This window comes from Microbacterium sp. Leaf436, assembly GCF_001424715.1.
In the GTDB taxonomy this organism is placed as follows: Bacteria; Actinomycetota; Actinomycetes; order Actinomycetales; family Microbacteriaceae; genus Microbacterium.
In genome coordinates this window covers 278,258-294,397 of sequence record NZ_LMRB01000004.1, presented here as the reverse complement: position 1 = coordinate 294,397, position 16,140 = coordinate 278,258, and the positions used below count along the sequence as shown (strand labels likewise).

Below are 16,140 nucleotides of genomic sequence, written 5' to 3'. Positions count from 1 at the left end.
AAGATGCGGCCGCCGCCGCATGGAGGCTCGCTTCTGAGTCGCGCCCGATTAGGTGCGCTCCCAACGCGATTAGTCGGGCGAAGCGCTGCGATCGACGGCGCCTTTCCCGTGGCGTGCGGTATCCGATGGGTGCCGCAGCCCAACGTGCACTGCCGCTGGTGCGCTGTCCTGTGCGCCCGCGTGGTCGCAGGCGCGTTCAGACAATGGGGGCGGTGTCATCACGGCACCGCCTCTTCACAGTCATCAGGTCGCGGTGCTGGGCCAAACGCCTAACGGGGAGGTTGCAGGAACGTACAGCGGGTGCTCCTGGCGGCCTGCCTTTGTGATGCTCAGTGCTCGTAGCGGTGGAAGCAGGGTCACCGCTCGAGCGACACGTGCTGGCTCAGCATTCGTTCCCCAGCCCGCGATGACCGGACCGGTGATCTGTGCGAGGGCACGGTCGTTCTGAGGACCGGCCGGGGCGGAGGTGGCCCGCACGACGGCAGGGCTAGTAGACCGGTAGGCATAAAGATTCTTGATGACCATGCCGCCGAACCTTTCGCGTTGCGCAAAGGCGACGCAGCGGCGCGAGGTTGGGTCCAGCTGCATCGCATCCGCAGTGCTCGGGTTCAGCAGTACGAAGGTCACCGTGGAAAGAGCGCTCTCCCATACACGGGTAAGTGAATAACGATAGTCGCCCTCGATGTTGGCCTCTGCGACCACGAATTTGGACATCGTTCCTTCCGGCTCGGCTCACTCTAAGGGGGCTGCGGCAACCGCGCTTCCACAGTGAGAGGGGACAGTCGCAAGAAGCCATCGGACAAGCTCTAGCAACCCTTCATTGTGTTGCCGTCTAACCCGCACGCACCGCGAAAGGCACTCCGATGAAAGACACGACCGCCGTCGTCAAGGACTCCTCACGACCAAGGAGGTCAGCGATAGTCCACGCTCCATTAGGCTGCGTACATGGCCTCTGCGAGCGGTTCTTCAGTACCGCCGGGGAAGAATGCGATGTCACCGCTCGGCAGCTCAAAGTCATCCAAGATCCCTCTGATGCGATGAACTGGTTGCGGCTTCTCGTCCGCAACGCGCCTCAACGCGCGGTCGTGAAGGTCCCAACAGGCTCTCATGGCGGCATGGTGACGGGCCAAGAGTGGGAGTGCAATAGTGTCACAGCGCACCCCGAAGTGCCGCGCGTTCCCCCGAGCCGTCACGCACGGCGGTGCGAGACATTAATCGACCGAGGCTGGTGAAGCCAGCTCGCCGACGGTCTGATCGGGCTGCCCCGGGGAAGTCCCGCTCCCCCTTTCGGGTCGATGCGGGAAGTTCGACCAGTAATCAGCGTAAGCAGAGTCGAAACCCTCTTTGAACCGAAGCATCTCGTTCGGCTCAGCGAACACGGCACCCTGCATGAGGTAAACGGGAGCGCTGAGCGAGGGGAGTCCGAGCATTGCATAGCTGCTCGGGCCGGCGAACTTGATGTCTGCTCCGTTCGAGCGGAGCAGTGTTGTTGAGCGCCCCCAGGTGTCGATAGCAACGGAGACGGCCTCGAAGGTGTTGCGAACGCAGCCAATCTCCTCCAGCAAGCGCAATGCGCTGCGGGCCTGATTCAGCGCTGCGTTCACCTCTGCGATCGTTGGTGTGCGTTTCGATTTTGCGTGAAGAAGGCCGTTCCTCGCCGTCATGATCCCGCTGTCATTCAGCTTCGAGGCTGCCTCTTTGATCGCTCTCGGCAGAGCGTGCTGTGAGGGTGGCAATAGATCTAGGAACGGAACCGTATGACGGAAGGGAAATTGCTGCAGATCGGTCTGCTCAGCGAAGCGGGGGACATCTCCGGGTTCGCGTACGTGCTGTCCCGCCTGTTCGATGAGCGTCTCCAGATGATCTGCTAGACGCTGAAAGCCCTGAAGGACGCTGCTGAGATCTGGGTCGTCGCGTAGATCGTTTGCTTCAACGCCGGGCTTACGCGCGACAGATGCATTGAGGGTTTCGATGGTAAATGCGCGGGCCGCATGGACCCGGTACTCGTACGGTCTGTTCGCTTTGACGTGATCTTCAAGCAGGGCCCACGTGGCGAAGGTGAGTGAGTCGAAAAGAAATGCTTCAAGTGCCACAAAATAGTTCGAAGCGATCGAGCGCAAATCCTCCTCGGTCGAGTCAGCACTAGCGGACGCGGTCGTCGCAAAAGTTTCTAGCAGCTGATGATGCCGCCAGTAGTTGTCGCGCACGTCCAGGCGGCGCTCCAACGGAAAGCCCAACTTCCACATGATTGCATCGAGGAGGGGCGTCTCCGCGTCCGCGAGATCTAACCCCAATAGCTTGGTCGCCCGCTCAGCGTTGGACCGTCTTCCCAGGAGCAGCTTCTCCACAATCTCGCGCGGCGTGCGTAGCTTGAAGAAGGTCTCGAGGCGCTCGGTGGGAGTCGCCCCCGGCACGTCGCGAAGAATCCAAGCAAGCTCATCCATGTCCGTGGCGGAGTCCTTATCGAACATGCTGCGAGCCAAAGAGAACAGGCGAAGCAGTGTAGTAGTGACTTCGCCAGGGTTGTACCGCGCTCCCAAACGGCTGGCCTCCGGCCGTAACCGCCATGCTCCGGAACGCATTCGGTGATTGACTACGGGCCTGCGAACCTCGCCTTCCGGGATGTGAACATCCTTGCTAAGGATGGCGCCGTCAATTAGGTCTGTTAGAGCATCATCCGTCTCCGTTAGGAGTATCTGCAATAGCTGCGCTCTATCAAGCTTCTGTGACCAGTCAACTGGGTTTCCCCGGAGCCCGAAGCCTTCGGTTACGCGAGCTATTCGACCCGCAGTTGAGGGGACAGCAAGCTCGACGAGTTTGCGAAGTTCATCGTCATCGAAAGCGTCGCCAAGCAAGTACGGCAAGGTTGAGCCGTCATCCACCTCATAGGGGTTCCAGTCATCCTCGGTAATGTCAAGGACAAAGCCGTTCCAGTCGGCGGGATCTTCCGATATAGTCGCCAGTACCTTATAAAGCAGCGATCGCTGCTTGTTTACGTTCGCCTCAAGGCTGGAGGTGAGACGCACGTTGTGTACTGACGGGCACGAAAGGTCGGAACAGTGCTGTATTGGCACCGAAAGGCGCGGGGTGATGTTTCGTGCGTGCTCCGTGCGGACTATGCCGTAGGGGCCGATTAGGAAGGGTCCAGTGTGGTACACGCCCTGAGGCTTGTCGGCGAGTAGTCGCAGGGTGTCTTCGTGCTTGAGAACGCCTCGTTCTTCGGGGATTAGATCGGAGGCTGCGTCGTAAAGGTGTCTGCCGAAGACAAGAGGGAACTTGAGCTTCCCGGACTTGACGTACTCCGACAAGGGTTCGATGAGTCGGTCAACGTCAATTTTCTCGATGTCCACCAGTGGTTCGGTGTGCACCAAACCGAGTAGGCAAAGCAGGTTCGCAACCTTGGGATCGACTTCCTCTTTGGTGATGAGTTGATCCCGCACCTTCTTGCCCACCGTGGTGAGCGCGATAGCCCGGTTGAGGTCATCTGTGACCTTGAAGTCAGCGTCTATGACGCAGTGCCCAAGGGCATCGACAAGGGCAAGCAGCTCGAGGAGCTTCCGCCTCCAGACGGTGTCTGTGTAGTCGTTCGCTAGTTGTGCTCTATCACGCGGCTTCGTGTTCATCGTTGACCCCCAAATTGACCTCAACTGTATCGAAGCCCCCTCCTCTGCGCACCGCGACAGTCTGCGCGCCGGTTGCCGTGTTCGACCCCTCATCTGGTAGGGCGGCCGAGAAGCGGTATTCCCGCGGTTCTTTCAAGGAGGCGACGGCCCAAAGATGGGTCTTCACTGCCACCCCGTTGCTTGCCATCCATTGTGATGTTGGTTGCGACCCACAAACAGGAGCCACAAGATACCCGATGGAGATTTGAAAGGTAAACGTGGCTCGTCTTCATCTAGCGGCGAAAGGCGACGCAAGTGTCTGCAAAGCCGAAGTCTTCGGATGCCCGCTCGGTAGCGATGCAGAGCACTTCGACAGTGGGAAGAAGGCGCGCGGCGCTTTTCGACGCCTCTGAAAGTGTCGCTGAACCTCAAGTCACTGAGAAGCAGATCAGCTTCACGAAAACGCTCACCAAGCGTGGCGATTTCGTGGCGCATCAAGCCCAGGTGGGTGCAGACCGGGTGTACCCGCCACTGACGAGTTGCTAAGCCAAATCGACGGTCATCTCGTGAGCTTTCTCAATCAACATCTTGCATCCTTGGTGTCGGAGGAGTGCGGAGTGGGTGTCCATTTCGGAACCGGTCGCTCCCACTGGCACCCAAGCGCCATACTGTCGTCCATCGATGTGTCACACGTGACAGAAGCTGATGTCCTAAGGCTTGAGATCGAAGAAGGTGATGGCAAACGGATGGGGGTGGGGCAGCTGAGGCTGCTCGGGAAGATGCAGGGCACCATTCTGGATCAAGACCCGTCCGGAGCCCTGGGGGCCTCACAGTTTGAAGTCGACCTTTCCCATGAGTACCTTGATATCCCCATAACGATTACGTGGGATCAAGATTGGACGATCGAAGACGTGTACTCCACCGGAACCGCGATGCTTGTCCTATAGAATCCGGAGGCCGAAGTTCCGGACGGGCACGATACCGGCGAGTTCCGGGCCAAAGCCGGAGTGTGACACGCGACCTCGTGGCAGTGAGTAGACCGGAGCCTCTGGCTAACAGAGCTAACACCAACTCGCGTCACCGTCTGCGCACAGTCAGATTCGAGACATCTACCGATGTGCACTTGTCCCCGTCTTGACCACCCGAGGCGGGGCTTTCGTATGGACTCGCACCGCGGGCAGCCGTCTCGCGGCATCATGGCTCACGCGCGGGGTCGACGTCCGAGCGATTCCGTGACAAGCCGGATGTTCGTCTCGTCCGTGTTGTTCTAGGAGAAGTGAATACTGCGTTAACCACACCCCCTCTGCTCGACTCCCCGCCGAAAAGGGGCGCGCCTTCGAGTCGCGCGTCTTTTTCATTCTGCGGAGGGAAGCGCCGCACGGTTGGCGTCGCCCACCGCTGCAGGCTGCAGCCTCACGCTGCGGGGGTGAAGAGTGCACGGCATGTCGAGTGGCGCCTATTGCGCCGGGATTGCGGCGCTCACCAGCGTCGGCTGCCAGCCCAGGGCCGGAGCGACGTGACGAGCGAAGTTCTCGACCAGGCGCAGGTTGAACTCGACGCCCATCTGCCTCGGGATAGTAACGGCCAGCAACAGGTGAGGGCAGGTGCCTGGGGGAGTGCATAGTTGCCGGCGCGTGGCGGCGTGGCTGGCTAGGAGCGTCCGGCAAGATGATGGGCATGGTGGGAGCATTCGGCTTGAGTGCCGAGGAGCGGCTGCAGCAAATCGCCGACGCCGTGGCGGTAGCAATTGACGGGCAGGCTCAATGCATCATGGGAGTGGCACTCTTATGCGAGGTCGCTCAGCACTGCGGGTACCTGCTCACGCCCCGTGCGGTATCGCTCCCTGGGCAGTCAATGGCGACTGGGAAAACCGTCGCGACTGGGTCTATGGCTCGCGACTTCATACGCGAACATGGCGGCCTCTCCGGGGTGGCCGGGTACGCGGGGGCGACACCCGATGGGTCGGAGCTCCAGCGGGCTGGTCATCTCGTAGCAACCCTTGAGCGCCCGTTCGTCCTCATTGATCCGACCTTCGAGCAGTTCTCAGCCGTGGGGTTCCCGAAGGTCGCCCCCGTCGTCACGATTCCCCGAGGTGAGGGTGAGGTGGTGATCGAGGGGCCAAACTTTCAAGTCGTTTATCTCTTTGACGACGACAACAAAGGTTGGCAAGCGTCATTTGCGCAGGTGCGAGACGCCTCTCGCGAGGTCGCCCACGACATCGCTGACCACCTCAAGGCGGGACGGCCCCCGCGCACCCACGACGTGAGGCTTTAGCCAGGTGATCCAGAACCACGCAGGAACGACCCAGATGCCTGAGCAGTTCTCACAGAGCATCGGCCGTATCGTCTACGGTGCGGGGCAAGTTGAGTTTCTGATCGGGCGAATGCTTCCGGGAGGAGCGACTGGCGAGAGTGGAGTGCGGCTCGTCGAAGCAGCACGGAAAATCCACCACCCCGCGGTCGCAGACGTGGTCGATGGTTACGAGCGCATGCTGCCGGACCGCAACCACCTAATCCATGGGACTTACCAGGTGTTTGAGGACCACATCGTCGCATGGCATCTACGACGAGGCGGAAAGCAGCTCACGAGCCATCCATACTCCATTGAAGTGCTGAGGTCCATCGCGGATAGCTGGAGCAACCTAGCCGAGGCAGCGCACCTCGCGCTGCATATCCTCCTCGACGACCAAGGTGCCGAGACGACCGTCTAGGCGGCATCAGTGACCAACCGCATGGCATAGGTTCGCCCCGAGCGGCGTGCTCCCGGCCTGGGGAAAGCGGGTAACGGCGGTTTCTGCTCTGAGGGGGAGGGTCGCGCAGTTCGTGGGCACCGCCATAAGGCACGCTGCCGACGAGCTGATCTGGTACACGGATACGTATGGGCTTTACATATATCCGCTGTTGTACGAAGTCACTCACACACGGCTGAAAATCGGTCAATTAGGTTGCGATGGAGACCGTCACCTGTGTAACGGACACTACGTCCAGCTTGATCGCGGTTGCGATGGTTGGATGGAAGAGCGCGATGTTCACACCGTCATCGCTGCTGACCGAACTCTTGTACAACACCCCGTCGAATCCCTTCTTCTTGATGTATTCGCATAGGTATTGCGTTGGTACGTACTCGTAAGCGACGCCACTCGGCTGGACGGGGCGCGTTAGCTCTTCACCTAAGCGCTCCAGAAGCGGCAAGTCAGCTCGAAGTTCGATTATCAGGGTCTCATCGCCATCGCTCAGCGGCGAGATGAGGGATCGTAGGTCTCGAAGATCAGCCAGCTTGAGGTTGTCTGCGTCTGAGAGGTCGAACTGAGCGACGCACGCCCTTTCGCCTGTATGGGGGCGAAGCTCCGCGACAGCGGTTGCCTGAGTTGATCCCAGGTAAAGGTAGGGGATGCCTGCGGGGTTGGCTCGACCGTGACCCGCTTTGTGACGAGGAGGTGCCCCCATGTCCGTCAGCGGGAAGGCGTCATCGCCCGTCATCAAGCGGGCGCGATACCAGTTGCTGAATTCAAGCGCGGTAGGTGTAGTGATGAGTTGGTCCAGTAGGACCGCTAAGCGATCCATGTCCATGGGTTCCTCGAGGAACCACCGGTTGCTGTGCATGAGTTCGTCGCGCAACTCTTCCCAGCGGCGAAGATTGCCACCACTCGGGTGAGCGATGGGCGTGAACTTTTTGCGGACTATCTCCCCATCGTCCAGCACATCGGCGAGGAGCTCCTTCGCCTGTGCTTCACTTAGTCGTCCGTTTGAGAACATCCGCCACTCGTCGATGAGGTGTCGGACCAGGAAATCTCCGTCAGGGTCTTCGCTGTAGGTTGCGATGAGCGGGGCAAACCATTGACTCAGTCTGGATGGGATAACGCATAGCACGCCTGCCGAGCCGCAGTAGTCGCAGTCCTGCGTAAGCGGTTCGCATTGATCGATCAGCTGAGCACGGATGTGCCGATCACTGAAGCATGTTGCGCAGCAGCGTCGCTCAGGCATTCGCGTGGTAGTCGGCAAGGGTCTCGATGTGATGCTTGATGGACAACTTTTTGACGTATCCGAGACCTGGGAAGTGTTTGCGCTCGTGCAGGTCACGGAACTCTTCGACAGCGGTTGTTGCGAGAATCTTTGAGGCTGGGTCGTCGACCGCCGAAATGAGTTTGGCAAGCGCCTGTGCGAACTTGCCGGCCGGGTCGACGGGGGTGTCGTTCGAGTCGGATTTGAAGTGATAAACGAACATTGCGTCGTCGTTTGATGGGTCGATGAATGTCAAATGGATGGCGACAGCGTACGCAGGTCCGCCGCCCTCGCTGTAGTGATCACCCACAGTCAGGAAATCACCGTAACCGTCACCGCCAAGTTCTTCGTAGGTAACGTGGAGATCTGAGAACCGGTTGATGAAGTCGTAGTCGGCGTTCTTCTTGCGTTCGAAGCCGTCTTCGATCAGGATGCGCTGTGCGCCCTTGAATGGACGGCGGTAAAGGGTGTTGCGCGCATCGAGGAAGACATGTGTCACAGAACCCGACGGGAGATTGCTTGCGAGAGCTTTACCGTCGGTGAATCCGCCATGCACAAGGGTGAGTGGCCGTTCAGCGTAGGGTTCGACGAGTCTGAGCACATCGTTCACAGTCATGTCGCTCGTGAGGAGCAGTGCCGGGGAGATTGCATCGTTGTCCCCGTGGCTGTCGGCCATGTACTGCGCCAGAATCTCGCTGCTGTCTCTGTGATCGCCATGTCGAGGGTTCACGATCACCGCAGCGCTAGCACCCTTGAGCATTAGCTCGTCAAGTGTGCGCTGGAGTCCCTTGAAGGTCTCCCGAACTGGCTCAATGATCGGATTGAACCCGGCGTCTGCGATGACCGCCGCGCACTCGCGGATCGCAATCAACTCGAACTGCTTGCCGCGAAAGTACGGAAAGTACATCGTCGTTCCTAACTCCAGGTCATCACTGACGTCATCAACGTACCGGTAGCAGAGGAAAGGTTCGCGCGCGCGCTTTCGTTCAGGTCGCCGAAGAGTGCCGCAGTCCTGATGGAAGGCGGAAGCGTCCGCATGTGCGTTTCCTGGGCTGCGCGAGATCGGCTCTGCTTCAGCACCTGCACAGCGTGCCTATGCACCTCTACTGGGTCGAGCGTCGCGTACAGGTTCCTCAGCTCCGCCCAAAGGCGGGTGTTGGGAACGTCCGGCGTTTTGATTCCGATGCGTTCAAGTACTTGTGTTGCCTCGCTAGCGCGGAGAGTCTCCAGGAGCGCCGTTGGGTCGATGCGTCCGGGGAGGTCCTGAGTCTCGCGCACGACCTGCAGTCGCAGACGAGAAGAGAGCACAAGTACGCCGACGTCATCCGGAGCTAGCCGAAGGACAGCATCCATCTGACGAAGGCTCGTTACCACCGTGACGCTTGCGAAAACAGACCTGTAGTCGCTGAGCTGGGAAGGTAGGCGACTGAGCGAGTCTCGTTCTGACTTGATCTCGTAGGCCGTGGCGGTGCCGTTAAGAACTACGAGGTCTGCCTTGGACCCGCGCGCACGCACCTCGCTCAAGACAGTCGCAGTGCGAAGGTTGTGTCGGCCAAGAGCAATCTTCTCAACAACCGAACTCCGATAGACGTAGTCGTCCCTGTTGCCGGACTTCGTCAGCTTGGAGTAGCTGAGATCAAGTGCATCCCGAAGCGTTGCTCCTTCGGGAAGGTCTGCCGGGATCGAAGTGTCTCGTAGTAACCGAGCGACAAGGGGCGAACAACCGCTCTGGCTGAGTTCGCGTATGGCGGCGGGGGAGAATAGTCGCGAGAGAGCGGCGAGCTCACCAGTGGCAGATGTGCCCACGCGAAACACCCCCCGCTCGGAACCGTTGTCTGATTCTAGACGCCCACCCAGTCCGGGACTGGTTAGCCGACGGTCCTGTCGCGGGGGCCCTCTGAGCTCAGCTGATTACGTTCGCGTGCTCAGCAATGGGCCCTTCCCAGTTCGGTACCCAGCCGAGCGAGGGCGCGACGTACTTCGCGAAGTTCTCGACCAGGCGCAGGTTGAACTCGACGCCCATCTGGTTCGGGATTGCTTATGGTGTATTGTAGAAGTTCATGGCCGCGAAACGCAAGGCACGAGCCCCGGGCTCAGCGATCTACACAAGGATCAGCCGAGATCTCGAAGGCGACAAGATCGGCGTAACGCGCCAGGAGAAAGACTGCCGGGAACTCGCGGACCGTCTCGGCCTTCCAGTCGTCGCCGTCTACACCGACAACGACATCGGAGCGAGCAATAGAACCGGGAACAAGCCCCGGCCCGAGTACCAGGCTCTCCTCGAGGCGGTCCGAGAAGGACTCATCGGCACGATCATTGCCTACAGCAACAGTCGGCTCACTAGACGCCCCCTCGAATGGATCGAGCTCATCGGCCTCGCAGAGTCGGGCGCCCTGGAGATCAAGACCGTAGTCTCGGGCAGCCATGACCTCACCACGGCAGACGGCAGAGCGGTTGCCCTCACAGTTGCAGCCTGGGACGCCGCCGAAGCGGATCGAATCTCCGAGCGCCAAACCGCCTCCTTCCATCACAGGGCTCTCCAGGGAAAGCCCAAGCTCCAGCGGCAACGGCCCTTCGGCTGGAAGGGGGACGGCGTCACCATCGAGCCCGCGGAGGCCGAGCGTATCCGTAGAGCGGTCGAGGAGATCCTGGCAGGCGCGAGCATTACCTCAATAGCCCGGCGGTGGGAAGAAGAGGGAGTGCTTACCGCGGCTGGAGGAGAGAAGTGGGAGCACTCGGTGCTCAAGAAAGTCCTCCTCGGCTGGCGCACCGCTGGAGTTCGCACTTATCACCGGGAACCGCTCTACGACGAGACCGGCGAACCCATCATGGGTACCTGGGAACCCATCATCACCCTCAAGGAGCGACGGGAAGCGCTGCGAGCGCTCCAGGCGCACTCCCGGATCAAGGTCCGCCAGGGCACCTGGCCCCTGGCTGGGATCCTTCGCTGTGGGATCTGCTCGAAGCCTCTCTATGGCGCCACTCCCAGCGGCACCCGAGGCCGCGCAACCTACGGCTGCAAGGCCGGCCACCTGAGTATCTCCGCAGGGCTCCTAGAGGAGTACACCATCGGACGCTTTTTCGAGTACCTCTACTGGAGAGAAGAGCACGGGAGCTACATTCAGCCCACGATCTCCGAGCCCAACCCCGAAGACCTTCAACGCGTGGACGAGATCAGCGAGCAGATCGCAGAGCTCATGGAGGGCTACCGGACTAAGACCCTGCCCGCCGCCGTAGCCTTCGCGGAGGTCGATCGGCTCTATGCCGAAAGGGACGAGCTACAGGAGCGGCTCGAAGCCGCCAGCGCAACGCCGCCCCCAGCGCGGATCTCCTTGAGCACAGAGATGCCGCTTGAGGAGCGCATCGCCGAACACCAGGCGGACTATGCACGCCCTCCAGCAAATCCCGAGAGTGGCGATGGCATGGAACAGCCCATACCCCTCAGCCAGGGGACTATTGACTCGCTCAATCAGCTCTTCAAGCTGGTCATTGACCGCATTGAGATAGCGAAGGCGGCAGCGGGCTACCGCACCATGGAGGACCGCACCACCTTCCACTGGCGGGCCTGACAGCGAGCACACTGAAAACATGAGCCCGGGGCAATGATGCTCCGGGCTTTGTCGTGGCTGCCCGCTCCTGCGCCCACCGCGCTGAGTGCGAGCGAGCACACCGACCTGCCGTGCTCGGGCGCTGAGATCCCCTTCTATGGCCTGGTCCGAGCGCGACACGCCCGGGATGCATTTGGGAGATGCACGACTTTTTCAAAGTTTTTGCGGATTCGCGAAAGTGCCTCCGTGATTCCGGGCTTATATGGGGCATTTTCCAGTCCTCATTAGGGGTGGGGAGCGGGTCGCTTGTGCGCCATTTTTAGGGCTCATATGGTTGTAAACACAAGCCGCCCCGGAGAAATAAACAGCCGGAAAAGAGCTTTTGATCAACGGAAAGTTTTGCAGGTAGGCCCCAATCATCGGCGGAGCGCGCGATCCGTCCGACCCATAGAAAACCGGCTCAAGAGAGCCAACAATCAAACCCGCCCACAAGGGCAGAAAGTAGTTCACCATGTCCGAGATCGTTTTCGACACTCTCCCTACCCCCGGCTACACCCTCAAGGAGAAGGGCCGGACCTACCTCAACGATGCCTCCGTCAAGAAGGCCAAGAAGAGCCCTGGCAAGTTCATCCTGCTCGGAGACGGCCACCTGATGGATAAGGCCTACTTCGGCACGCTGGAGGGCCAGGCAGCCAAGATCGATCCCCGCCTGGAGCTGCACTTCGTTCTCGAAGATCGCAAGGAGAACCGGAACACTCCGAGCGGCATCCCCAGTTACTCCTACAAGGGCAAGGTCTTCGCCCGCTACATGGATGCTGTCGAGGATGTGAAGGCCGTCGAGCTGGAGCGTAAGCGCCGGGCCAAGGAGGCCAAGAAGCGTGCGAAGCGTGAGGCGAGGGAACTCGCCGAGCTGGAAATGTCCGACCAGGCAGCCGCCTAACCCCGAGCAGTAATCGGGGCCGCTACCCGCTCTGGGTAGCGGCCCCTGCAAACACAAGAGATTGGAATGACCATGAACAAAAAGCAGATGAACGCAGCGATCGATCGGCCGCTGGCTGAGAAGATCCAGCTCCTCGTGAATGACCCCGACTTCCCCGATGATGACGGTCTGCGTTTCCTTGCGCCAAAGAAACTGATGCGCACCATCTGGGATCTGTACGAATGCCCGCCGGAAGCTCAGCCGCTGGTTCTCCTCTGGATGCTCGCGGCACACACCCTCCATGAGTACGCTCACCTCGGCATGCGCTACTCCGAAGATGGGGTCGAGTACGACCTAATGCGGGACTATGCGGATGGATTCTGGGATCGAGCGCACGCCCTGGAATGCCCAGTCGATGTGCCGATGCTCCACAAGGTTCATCTCTACGCGTCCCTCTTCGGCCTCGACGAGGAAGACCTCAAGAAGATCTCAGATATGGCCGTCGAACATGTCGAGTCTCTGGACTGCGTGGCCGTCGATTACCGCTCTTGGCAGATCGCTCAGGGGCTGGCCGCATGACGAACACACAGCTCGATGCCGTCGCTAGCGGATTCGCTCTTTGGATGAGCCAGCACGACCGTGGAAGAGAACGAGTGCTCGCCTTTGCGCGGGACTTCCCCGAGGCGGTTGAGTGGTCGCGAAAGATCTCCTCAGATGATCTCGGAGCGTGGGTCTTCGCGCATGTCTCACTGCTTGTCGCGGACGAAATCCTGGTGTCGAGCAAGGTTTCACCCGGTTTCGCTCTGGCGGGCCCGGTATCCCGTGAGGATGCAGCGAAACAGATCATGCCGTACCTGACGGATCTTTCGTTGGCTGACGCCGAGGAGCGGGCGTTACTGTTCAGCGCCCGGGGCGCGATTCTGCGGTACGCCGCGCTCTATCGGGTTCAGGAGATGGGTTTGCTCGAGGGGTTCTACTACCTGGCGGGTCGCGTAGATCGAGCCGCCGCATGAAGATGATCGTGCTTGCTCGCAAGCTCAGCCGCCCCAGAGCGCTCTTCGGCATGTCCGAGGAGGATGCCCTGGCATTGTGCTCCGATCCTCGCAGCAAAGGACAGCGCTGGATGACCGTCTTTGCCCCAATCGAGGAGTGGCAGGTTAACGGAGCGATACCCGCCCGAGCGAAAATCGAGGATACGGGCAAGCTCGACGGGCTGATCCAAGATCTACGCCTGACCAAGCATGCAATCTAAGAGGAACAAGAAAGAGCCCCGGCCAATGGCCGGGGCTCTTTGCGTTGGTGCGGGCTGTTATTCGAGGCGGTCAGCGATCCACTGCGCTCCATCGTGGAGCCATGGCCGGCTGATGTCCCAGCCGTCCTGAATCGCCTGGAGCATGATGTCGACCGCATGGCGAAGCAGCTCCATTAACTCGAAGGAAGTCATCAGCCCTTGTCCCGGATTGAGTAGAGCAACGGCACGCCGTTGCCGACGATGACCGAGTAGACCTCCTTGCCCTCGGCCTCAGCATCGGCCAGGGCCTTCTTGAACTCGGGCAGTAGCTCGGCCTTGATGTGGGTGTGGGCTTCAGCCGCATAGTAGGTAGCCACGGGCGGTTCCTTTCGCTGGAGAAATGAAGAAGGGCCGGGGATCATCCCCGGCCCTGTCTAGTTCGATCAGTCCTGCTTCTTGAGAGCGTCGATCCGGTCGGCCAGCTCGCTGATGACCTTGAGTGCGGCATCGCGCTTGGCCACGGCCTCTTCCTTGCTCTTGGCGTAGAAGGGACGCGAGCGGTTGGCGTCATCCACGAGGCCGCCGACCTCGTGACGAAGCCGGGAGAAGACGCGGCTGAGATCCTTCCGGTCGAAGCTCTCGGACTGGGGAGCGGTGGCCTGGGGAGCGGTTGCGTTTGCCATGATGATTCTTTCTTCTGATCTGGGTTTTCGGAGTGTTGAACATGGCCAACAATATTGAGAAACTAGTAGGCCGCAACCGCTAGGCGAAAATAGTTCTGAACTGGGTTTTTCTAGGGTCGGGAGGTCGGTTTTCCTCAGTGTTCCGAGGATGCAGAGAGGCTGTTCTGAGCGCGCAGGCTAGAGCCGCGATGGGACCGAGCCTCTGAGCTGTACTTCTGCGTCCCAGGCGCAACCTCGTTCGAGATAGTGCATTCCTGGATGATGACGCGAGAGGCATCGATTCCTGGCAAACATGACCAATAAGAGAGCGGCGACCCGACAGAAGTCAGATCGCCGCTCTTGGGGTGGCGTGTCACCACTGTCAGGTCATGCCGGGCAGTGGCTCGTCGAAGTCATCGATGCTGAGAACTTCCAGCTCGGGAACTTCTTCCTCGTCGTTGGCCGAGAAACCGAAGCCGCCGTCATCCTCCTCGATCTCATCGAACTCACCCGCTGCTCTCCTGCGCTCTTCATCCTCGCGCTTGAACTCCTCAAGCTCGCCCTCATCGATGGCGCGGAACTCTCGGATCATCCGGGCCATGTCGTCCTTGCTCATGTAGGCGAAGCGGTACTTGAAGGGTCGGCCTAGCTTGTCCAGGGTGAACCCCATTCCTGCGGTCTCGTAGCTCGGCGCGCTACTCGCTGGGATCCTCGTGGAGTCGAAGCCGTTTGCCGCAGCATCATCACCGAGGAACTTCTGATTGAAGTATGGGCTTGGCTGCCGAAGCAGGAAGTATCGCGTGATGTTGGGCGCCACCGCATCGATGATGTCCTTCTCACTCCGCTGGGTGGCGAGCATCACATAGACGCCGACAAAGCGGCCCATTGAGATAACCTGCTCCAGCTCGGCCAGCGGCTTCGCCCCATCCTTGCCGAGCTTCTTGAACCCCTGGAAGAGGCTCGGGAACTCGTCAATGATCAACATGATGAGCGGGTTATTCTTCGTGATCGCATAGTCTCGACCGTCCTCGACCTCGCCTTCGGTGATGCTCAGCTCCGCGTTTAGCGTCCGCTGATCGATGATGTCCAGCAGCTCGGAGATGGTGTCAGCGTGGGCGCGCATGTCATCATCCTTCGAGCCGAGAGTCACGCGCTTGATGAGGCTTGACGGGAAGCGGTTGTAGAGCGCGAACTCCGCCCGCTTCGGATCGACGGCGTAAATCTGGGCAAGTCCCTGCTTGACGAAGGGAGCGAGCTGGTAGATCGTGGCCTGGATCGGCGAACCCTTGCCAGAGCCACTGGTTCCGAGGATCAGTGTGTGGTGGACCTCGTAGACGAGCGGTCGGCCAGCCTGGTCGATGCCGAGTACGAGCTTGTACACGATGGTGGCCCGGTGCTCGTCCAGATACTCCGCAGTAATCCCCTCGGTGAGCGGATCGACGGGAGCGACCTTGTAGGCGAGGTAGCCCAGGATCGTCGGATCATCGATGTCGAGCTTGACCAGGCCACCCTTGAGACTGAGCTGGGTCCGTAGGTTGTTCTCGATCCGCTCGATGACGGCGGGATCCTTTCCCATCGTGGCGAGATTGATCCTGAAGTGGTTGGCCTCGTTGATGAGAGCCTGTCTCCTCAGTCTGCGCCGCTTCTGCTTCTCCGTCTCCCCACCCTCCGGGGCATCCTTCTTGCGTAGTCCGTTGGCGACAGCTCGATCCTCGGGGAGATGAGCTATCTCGATCGATCGCGCTGCCTGTCTGATCTGCTTGCGAGCGTCGAGCTTCTTCCCCTTGGCCTTCGGGGCATCCTTGACTGACGCCTTCACTGCCTTGGGATAGGGCGAGAGCCACGCGAGCTTCCACCCCTGCTCTCGCTCCCTCAGATCACGCGTAAAGCGAGAAGCAGGAGCATATACTCCGCGGATGTTCTCATTGGCAAGGATGTCCTCCTTGATCTTGTGGTGGGACTTGGGCTGAATCTTGAACCAGGTAGCTGGCTGCAGGAATCGACGCCGCCCGTCGTAGTTCCGCCAGCGCTCGGCCCGATTGAGAAGAGCGCTCCATCCGTACCAGCCGAGAAGCCAGAAGGTTAGGAAGGCGAGAGCGATCAGGGCCCAGTGCTCGATGAAAGTATCGATGACTGGCTGGATCAACTCGATGATGGGGGTAAGTAGCTCGCCCATG

The 16,140-nt window shown here is 60.1% G+C and carries 17 protein-coding genes and 1 pseudogene; 8 read left to right on the top strand and 10 right to left on the bottom strand.

Translation table 11 applies throughout. The annotated features are described in order from the left end of the window. Nucleotides 1-243: 243 nt before the first annotated feature. Together ASG45_RS15990 and ASG45_RS16295 are read right to left on the bottom strand one after the other, a co-directional pair. Nucleotides 244-714 (bottom strand): DUF1643 domain-containing protein, encoded by a 471-nt coding sequence (locus ASG45_RS15990; RefSeq protein WP_082516618.1) that lies wholly within the window; start codon nucleotides 712-714, stop codon nucleotides 244-246. Nucleotides 715-1,211: 497 nt separating this feature from the next. Continuing rightward, nucleotides 1,212-3,623, bottom strand: a complete 2,412-nt coding sequence (locus tag ASG45_RS16295) for a hypothetical protein (RefSeq protein ID WP_156459461.1) — start codon at nucleotides 3,621-3,623, stop codon at nucleotides 1,212-1,214. Nucleotides 3,624-4,168: 545 nt separating this feature from the next. On the opposite strand from ASG45_RS16295, the gene ASG45_RS16290 reads away from it, so the two are divergent. Then, entirely contained in the window at nucleotides 4,169-4,549 is a 381-nt protein-coding gene (locus tag ASG45_RS16290; protein WP_156459460.1) for a hypothetical protein, read from the top strand. A gap of 509 nt (nucleotides 4,550-5,058) precedes the next feature. Here ASG45_RS16290 and ASG45_RS16785 read toward each other — a convergent pair. After that, nucleotides 5,059-5,190: pseudogene (locus ASG45_RS16785) on the bottom strand (LLM class flavin-dependent oxidoreductase); the annotation flags it as partial. An 89-nt stretch (nucleotides 5,191-5,279) separates the two neighbouring features. On the opposite strand from ASG45_RS16785, the gene ASG45_RS13655 reads away from it, so the two are divergent. Both ASG45_RS13655 and ASG45_RS13650 read left to right on the top strand, forming a co-directional pair. Next, complete coding sequence (locus tag ASG45_RS13655) at nucleotides 5,280-5,876, top strand: hypothetical protein (RefSeq protein ID WP_156459459.1); 597 nt, start codon at nucleotides 5,280-5,282, stop codon at nucleotides 5,874-5,876. A 34-nt stretch (nucleotides 5,877-5,910) separates the two neighbouring features. Then, entirely contained in the window at nucleotides 5,911-6,312 is a 402-nt protein-coding gene (locus ASG45_RS13650; RefSeq protein WP_055838699.1) for a hypothetical protein, read from the top strand. A 229-nt stretch (nucleotides 6,313-6,541) separates the two neighbouring features. On the opposite strand, the gene ASG45_RS13645 is transcribed toward ASG45_RS13650, so the two are convergent. Genes ASG45_RS13645 through ASG45_RS16780 form a run of 3 tightly spaced genes read right to left on the bottom strand, consistent with a single transcriptional unit; the run spans nucleotide 6,542 to nucleotide 9,409 of the window. After that, nucleotides 6,542-7,585, bottom strand: a complete 1,044-nt coding sequence (locus ASG45_RS13645; protein WP_055838696.1) for an RES family NAD+ phosphorylase — start codon at nucleotides 7,583-7,585, stop codon at nucleotides 6,542-6,544. Then, complete coding sequence (locus tag ASG45_RS13640) at nucleotides 7,578-8,510, bottom strand: sce7725 family protein (protein ID WP_055838693.1); 933 nt, start codon at nucleotides 8,508-8,510, stop codon at nucleotides 7,578-7,580. The genes ASG45_RS13645 and ASG45_RS13640 overlap by 8 nt, the downstream gene beginning before the upstream one ends. A gap of 8 nt (nucleotides 8,511-8,518) precedes the next feature. Beyond that, nucleotides 8,519-9,409, bottom strand: coding sequence for a sce7726 family protein (locus ASG45_RS16780; protein ID WP_162242853.1), 891 nt, complete (start codon nucleotides 9,407-9,409; stop codon nucleotides 8,519-8,521). A 254-nt stretch (nucleotides 9,410-9,663) separates the two neighbouring features. On the opposite strand from ASG45_RS16780, the gene ASG45_RS13630 reads away from it, so the two are divergent. The 5 genes from ASG45_RS13630 (at nucleotide 9,664) to ASG45_RS13610 (ending at nucleotide 13,322) form a co-directional block, all read left to right on the top strand. Beyond that, nucleotides 9,664-11,172, top strand: coding sequence for a recombinase family protein (locus ASG45_RS13630; protein ID WP_055838687.1), 1,509 nt, complete (start codon nucleotides 9,664-9,666; stop codon nucleotides 11,170-11,172). 490 nt (nucleotides 11,173-11,662) lie between these two features. Next, a complete protein-coding gene (locus tag ASG45_RS13625) occupies nucleotides 11,663-12,091 on the top strand; it encodes a hypothetical protein (RefSeq protein ID WP_055838684.1) in 429 nt (142 codons plus the stop codon). 66 nt (nucleotides 12,092-12,157) lie between these two features. Continuing rightward, a complete protein-coding gene (locus ASG45_RS13620; protein ID WP_055838681.1) occupies nucleotides 12,158-12,649 on the top strand; it encodes a hypothetical protein in 492 nt (163 codons plus the stop codon). Then, the gene (locus tag ASG45_RS13615) at nucleotides 12,646-13,083 is read left to right on the top strand and encodes a hypothetical protein (protein WP_156459458.1); all 438 of its coding nucleotides are present in this window, start codon (nucleotides 12,646-12,648) and stop codon (nucleotides 13,081-13,083) included. The genes ASG45_RS13620 and ASG45_RS13615 overlap by 4 nt, the downstream gene beginning before the upstream one ends. Then, on the top strand, nucleotides 13,080-13,322 hold the full coding sequence (locus tag ASG45_RS13610; RefSeq protein WP_055838675.1) for a hypothetical protein: 243 nt from the start codon (nucleotides 13,080-13,082) through the stop codon (nucleotides 13,320-13,322). The genes ASG45_RS13615 and ASG45_RS13610 overlap by 4 nt, the downstream gene beginning before the upstream one ends. A 57-nt stretch (nucleotides 13,323-13,379) precedes the next feature. Here ASG45_RS13610 and ASG45_RS16730 read toward each other — a convergent pair whose 3' ends face one another. From ASG45_RS16730 to ASG45_RS13600, 4 genes are all read right to left on the bottom strand, one after another. Beyond that, nucleotides 13,380-13,514, bottom strand: coding sequence for a hypothetical protein (locus ASG45_RS16730; protein ID WP_268773527.1), 135 nt, complete (start codon nucleotides 13,512-13,514; stop codon nucleotides 13,380-13,382). Beyond that, nucleotides 13,514-13,678 (bottom strand): hypothetical protein, encoded by a 165-nt coding sequence (locus ASG45_RS16270; RefSeq protein WP_156459457.1) that lies wholly within the window; start codon nucleotides 13,676-13,678, stop codon nucleotides 13,514-13,516. The genes ASG45_RS16730 and ASG45_RS16270 overlap by 1 nt, the downstream gene beginning before the upstream one ends. A gap of 66 nt (nucleotides 13,679-13,744) precedes the next feature. Then, nucleotides 13,745-13,984 carry a hypothetical protein gene (locus ASG45_RS13605; RefSeq protein WP_055838672.1) on the bottom strand — a complete coding sequence of 80 codons (240 nt, stop codon included), beginning with the start codon at nucleotides 13,982-13,984 and terminating at the stop codon, nucleotides 13,745-13,747. A 361-nt stretch (nucleotides 13,985-14,345) separates the two neighbouring features. Further along, nucleotides 14,346-16,139 carry an FtsK/SpoIIIE domain-containing protein gene (locus ASG45_RS13600; protein ID WP_055838668.1) on the bottom strand — a complete coding sequence of 598 codons (1,794 nt, stop codon included), beginning with the start codon at nucleotides 16,137-16,139 and terminating at the stop codon, nucleotides 14,346-14,348. Nucleotide 16,140 lies beyond the last annotated feature (1 nt).

Coding starts and splice junctions, on each gene's coding strand:
- ASG45_RS15990 (WP_082516618.1), bottom strand. CDS start 714: ATGTCCAAATTCGTGGTCGCAGAGGCCAACATCGAGGGCGACTATCGT.
- ASG45_RS16295 (WP_156459461.1), bottom strand. CDS start 3,623: ATGAACACGAAGCCGCGTGATAGAGCACAACTAGCGAACGACTACACA.
- ASG45_RS13655 (WP_156459459.1), top strand. CDS start 5,280: ATGGTGGGAGCATTCGGCTTGAGTGCCGAGGAGCGGCTGCAGCAAATC.
- ASG45_RS13650 (WP_055838699.1), top strand. CDS start 5,911: ATGCCTGAGCAGTTCTCACAGAGCATCGGCCGTATCGTCTACGGTGCG.
- ASG45_RS13645 (WP_055838696.1), bottom strand. CDS start 7,585: ATGCCTGAGCGACGCTGCTGCGCAACATGCTTCAGTGATCGGCACATC.
- ASG45_RS13640 (WP_055838693.1), bottom strand. CDS start 8,510: ATGTACTTTCCGTACTTTCGCGGCAAGCAGTTCGAGTTGATTGCGATC.
- ASG45_RS13630 (WP_055838687.1), top strand. CDS start 9,664: ATGGCCGCGAAACGCAAGGCACGAGCCCCGGGCTCAGCGATCTACACA.
- ASG45_RS13625 (WP_055838684.1), top strand. CDS start 11,663: ATGTCCGAGATCGTTTTCGACACTCTCCCTACCCCCGGCTACACCCTC.
- ASG45_RS13620 (WP_055838681.1), top strand. CDS start 12,158: ATGACCATGAACAAAAAGCAGATGAACGCAGCGATCGATCGGCCGCTG.
- ASG45_RS13615 (WP_156459458.1), top strand. CDS start 12,646: ATGACGAACACACAGCTCGATGCCGTCGCTAGCGGATTCGCTCTTTGG.
- ASG45_RS13610 (WP_055838675.1), top strand. CDS start 13,080: ATGAAGATGATCGTGCTTGCTCGCAAGCTCAGCCGCCCCAGAGCGCTC.
- ASG45_RS16730 (WP_268773527.1), bottom strand. CDS start 13,514: ATGACTTCCTTCGAGTTAATGGAGCTGCTTCGCCATGCGGTCGACATC.
- ASG45_RS13605 (WP_055838672.1), bottom strand. CDS start 13,984: ATGGCAAACGCAACCGCTCCCCAGGCCACCGCTCCCCAGTCCGAGAGC.
- ASG45_RS13600 (WP_055838668.1), bottom strand. CDS start 16,139: ATGGGCGAGCTACTTACCCCCATCATCGAGTTGATCCAGCCAGTCATC.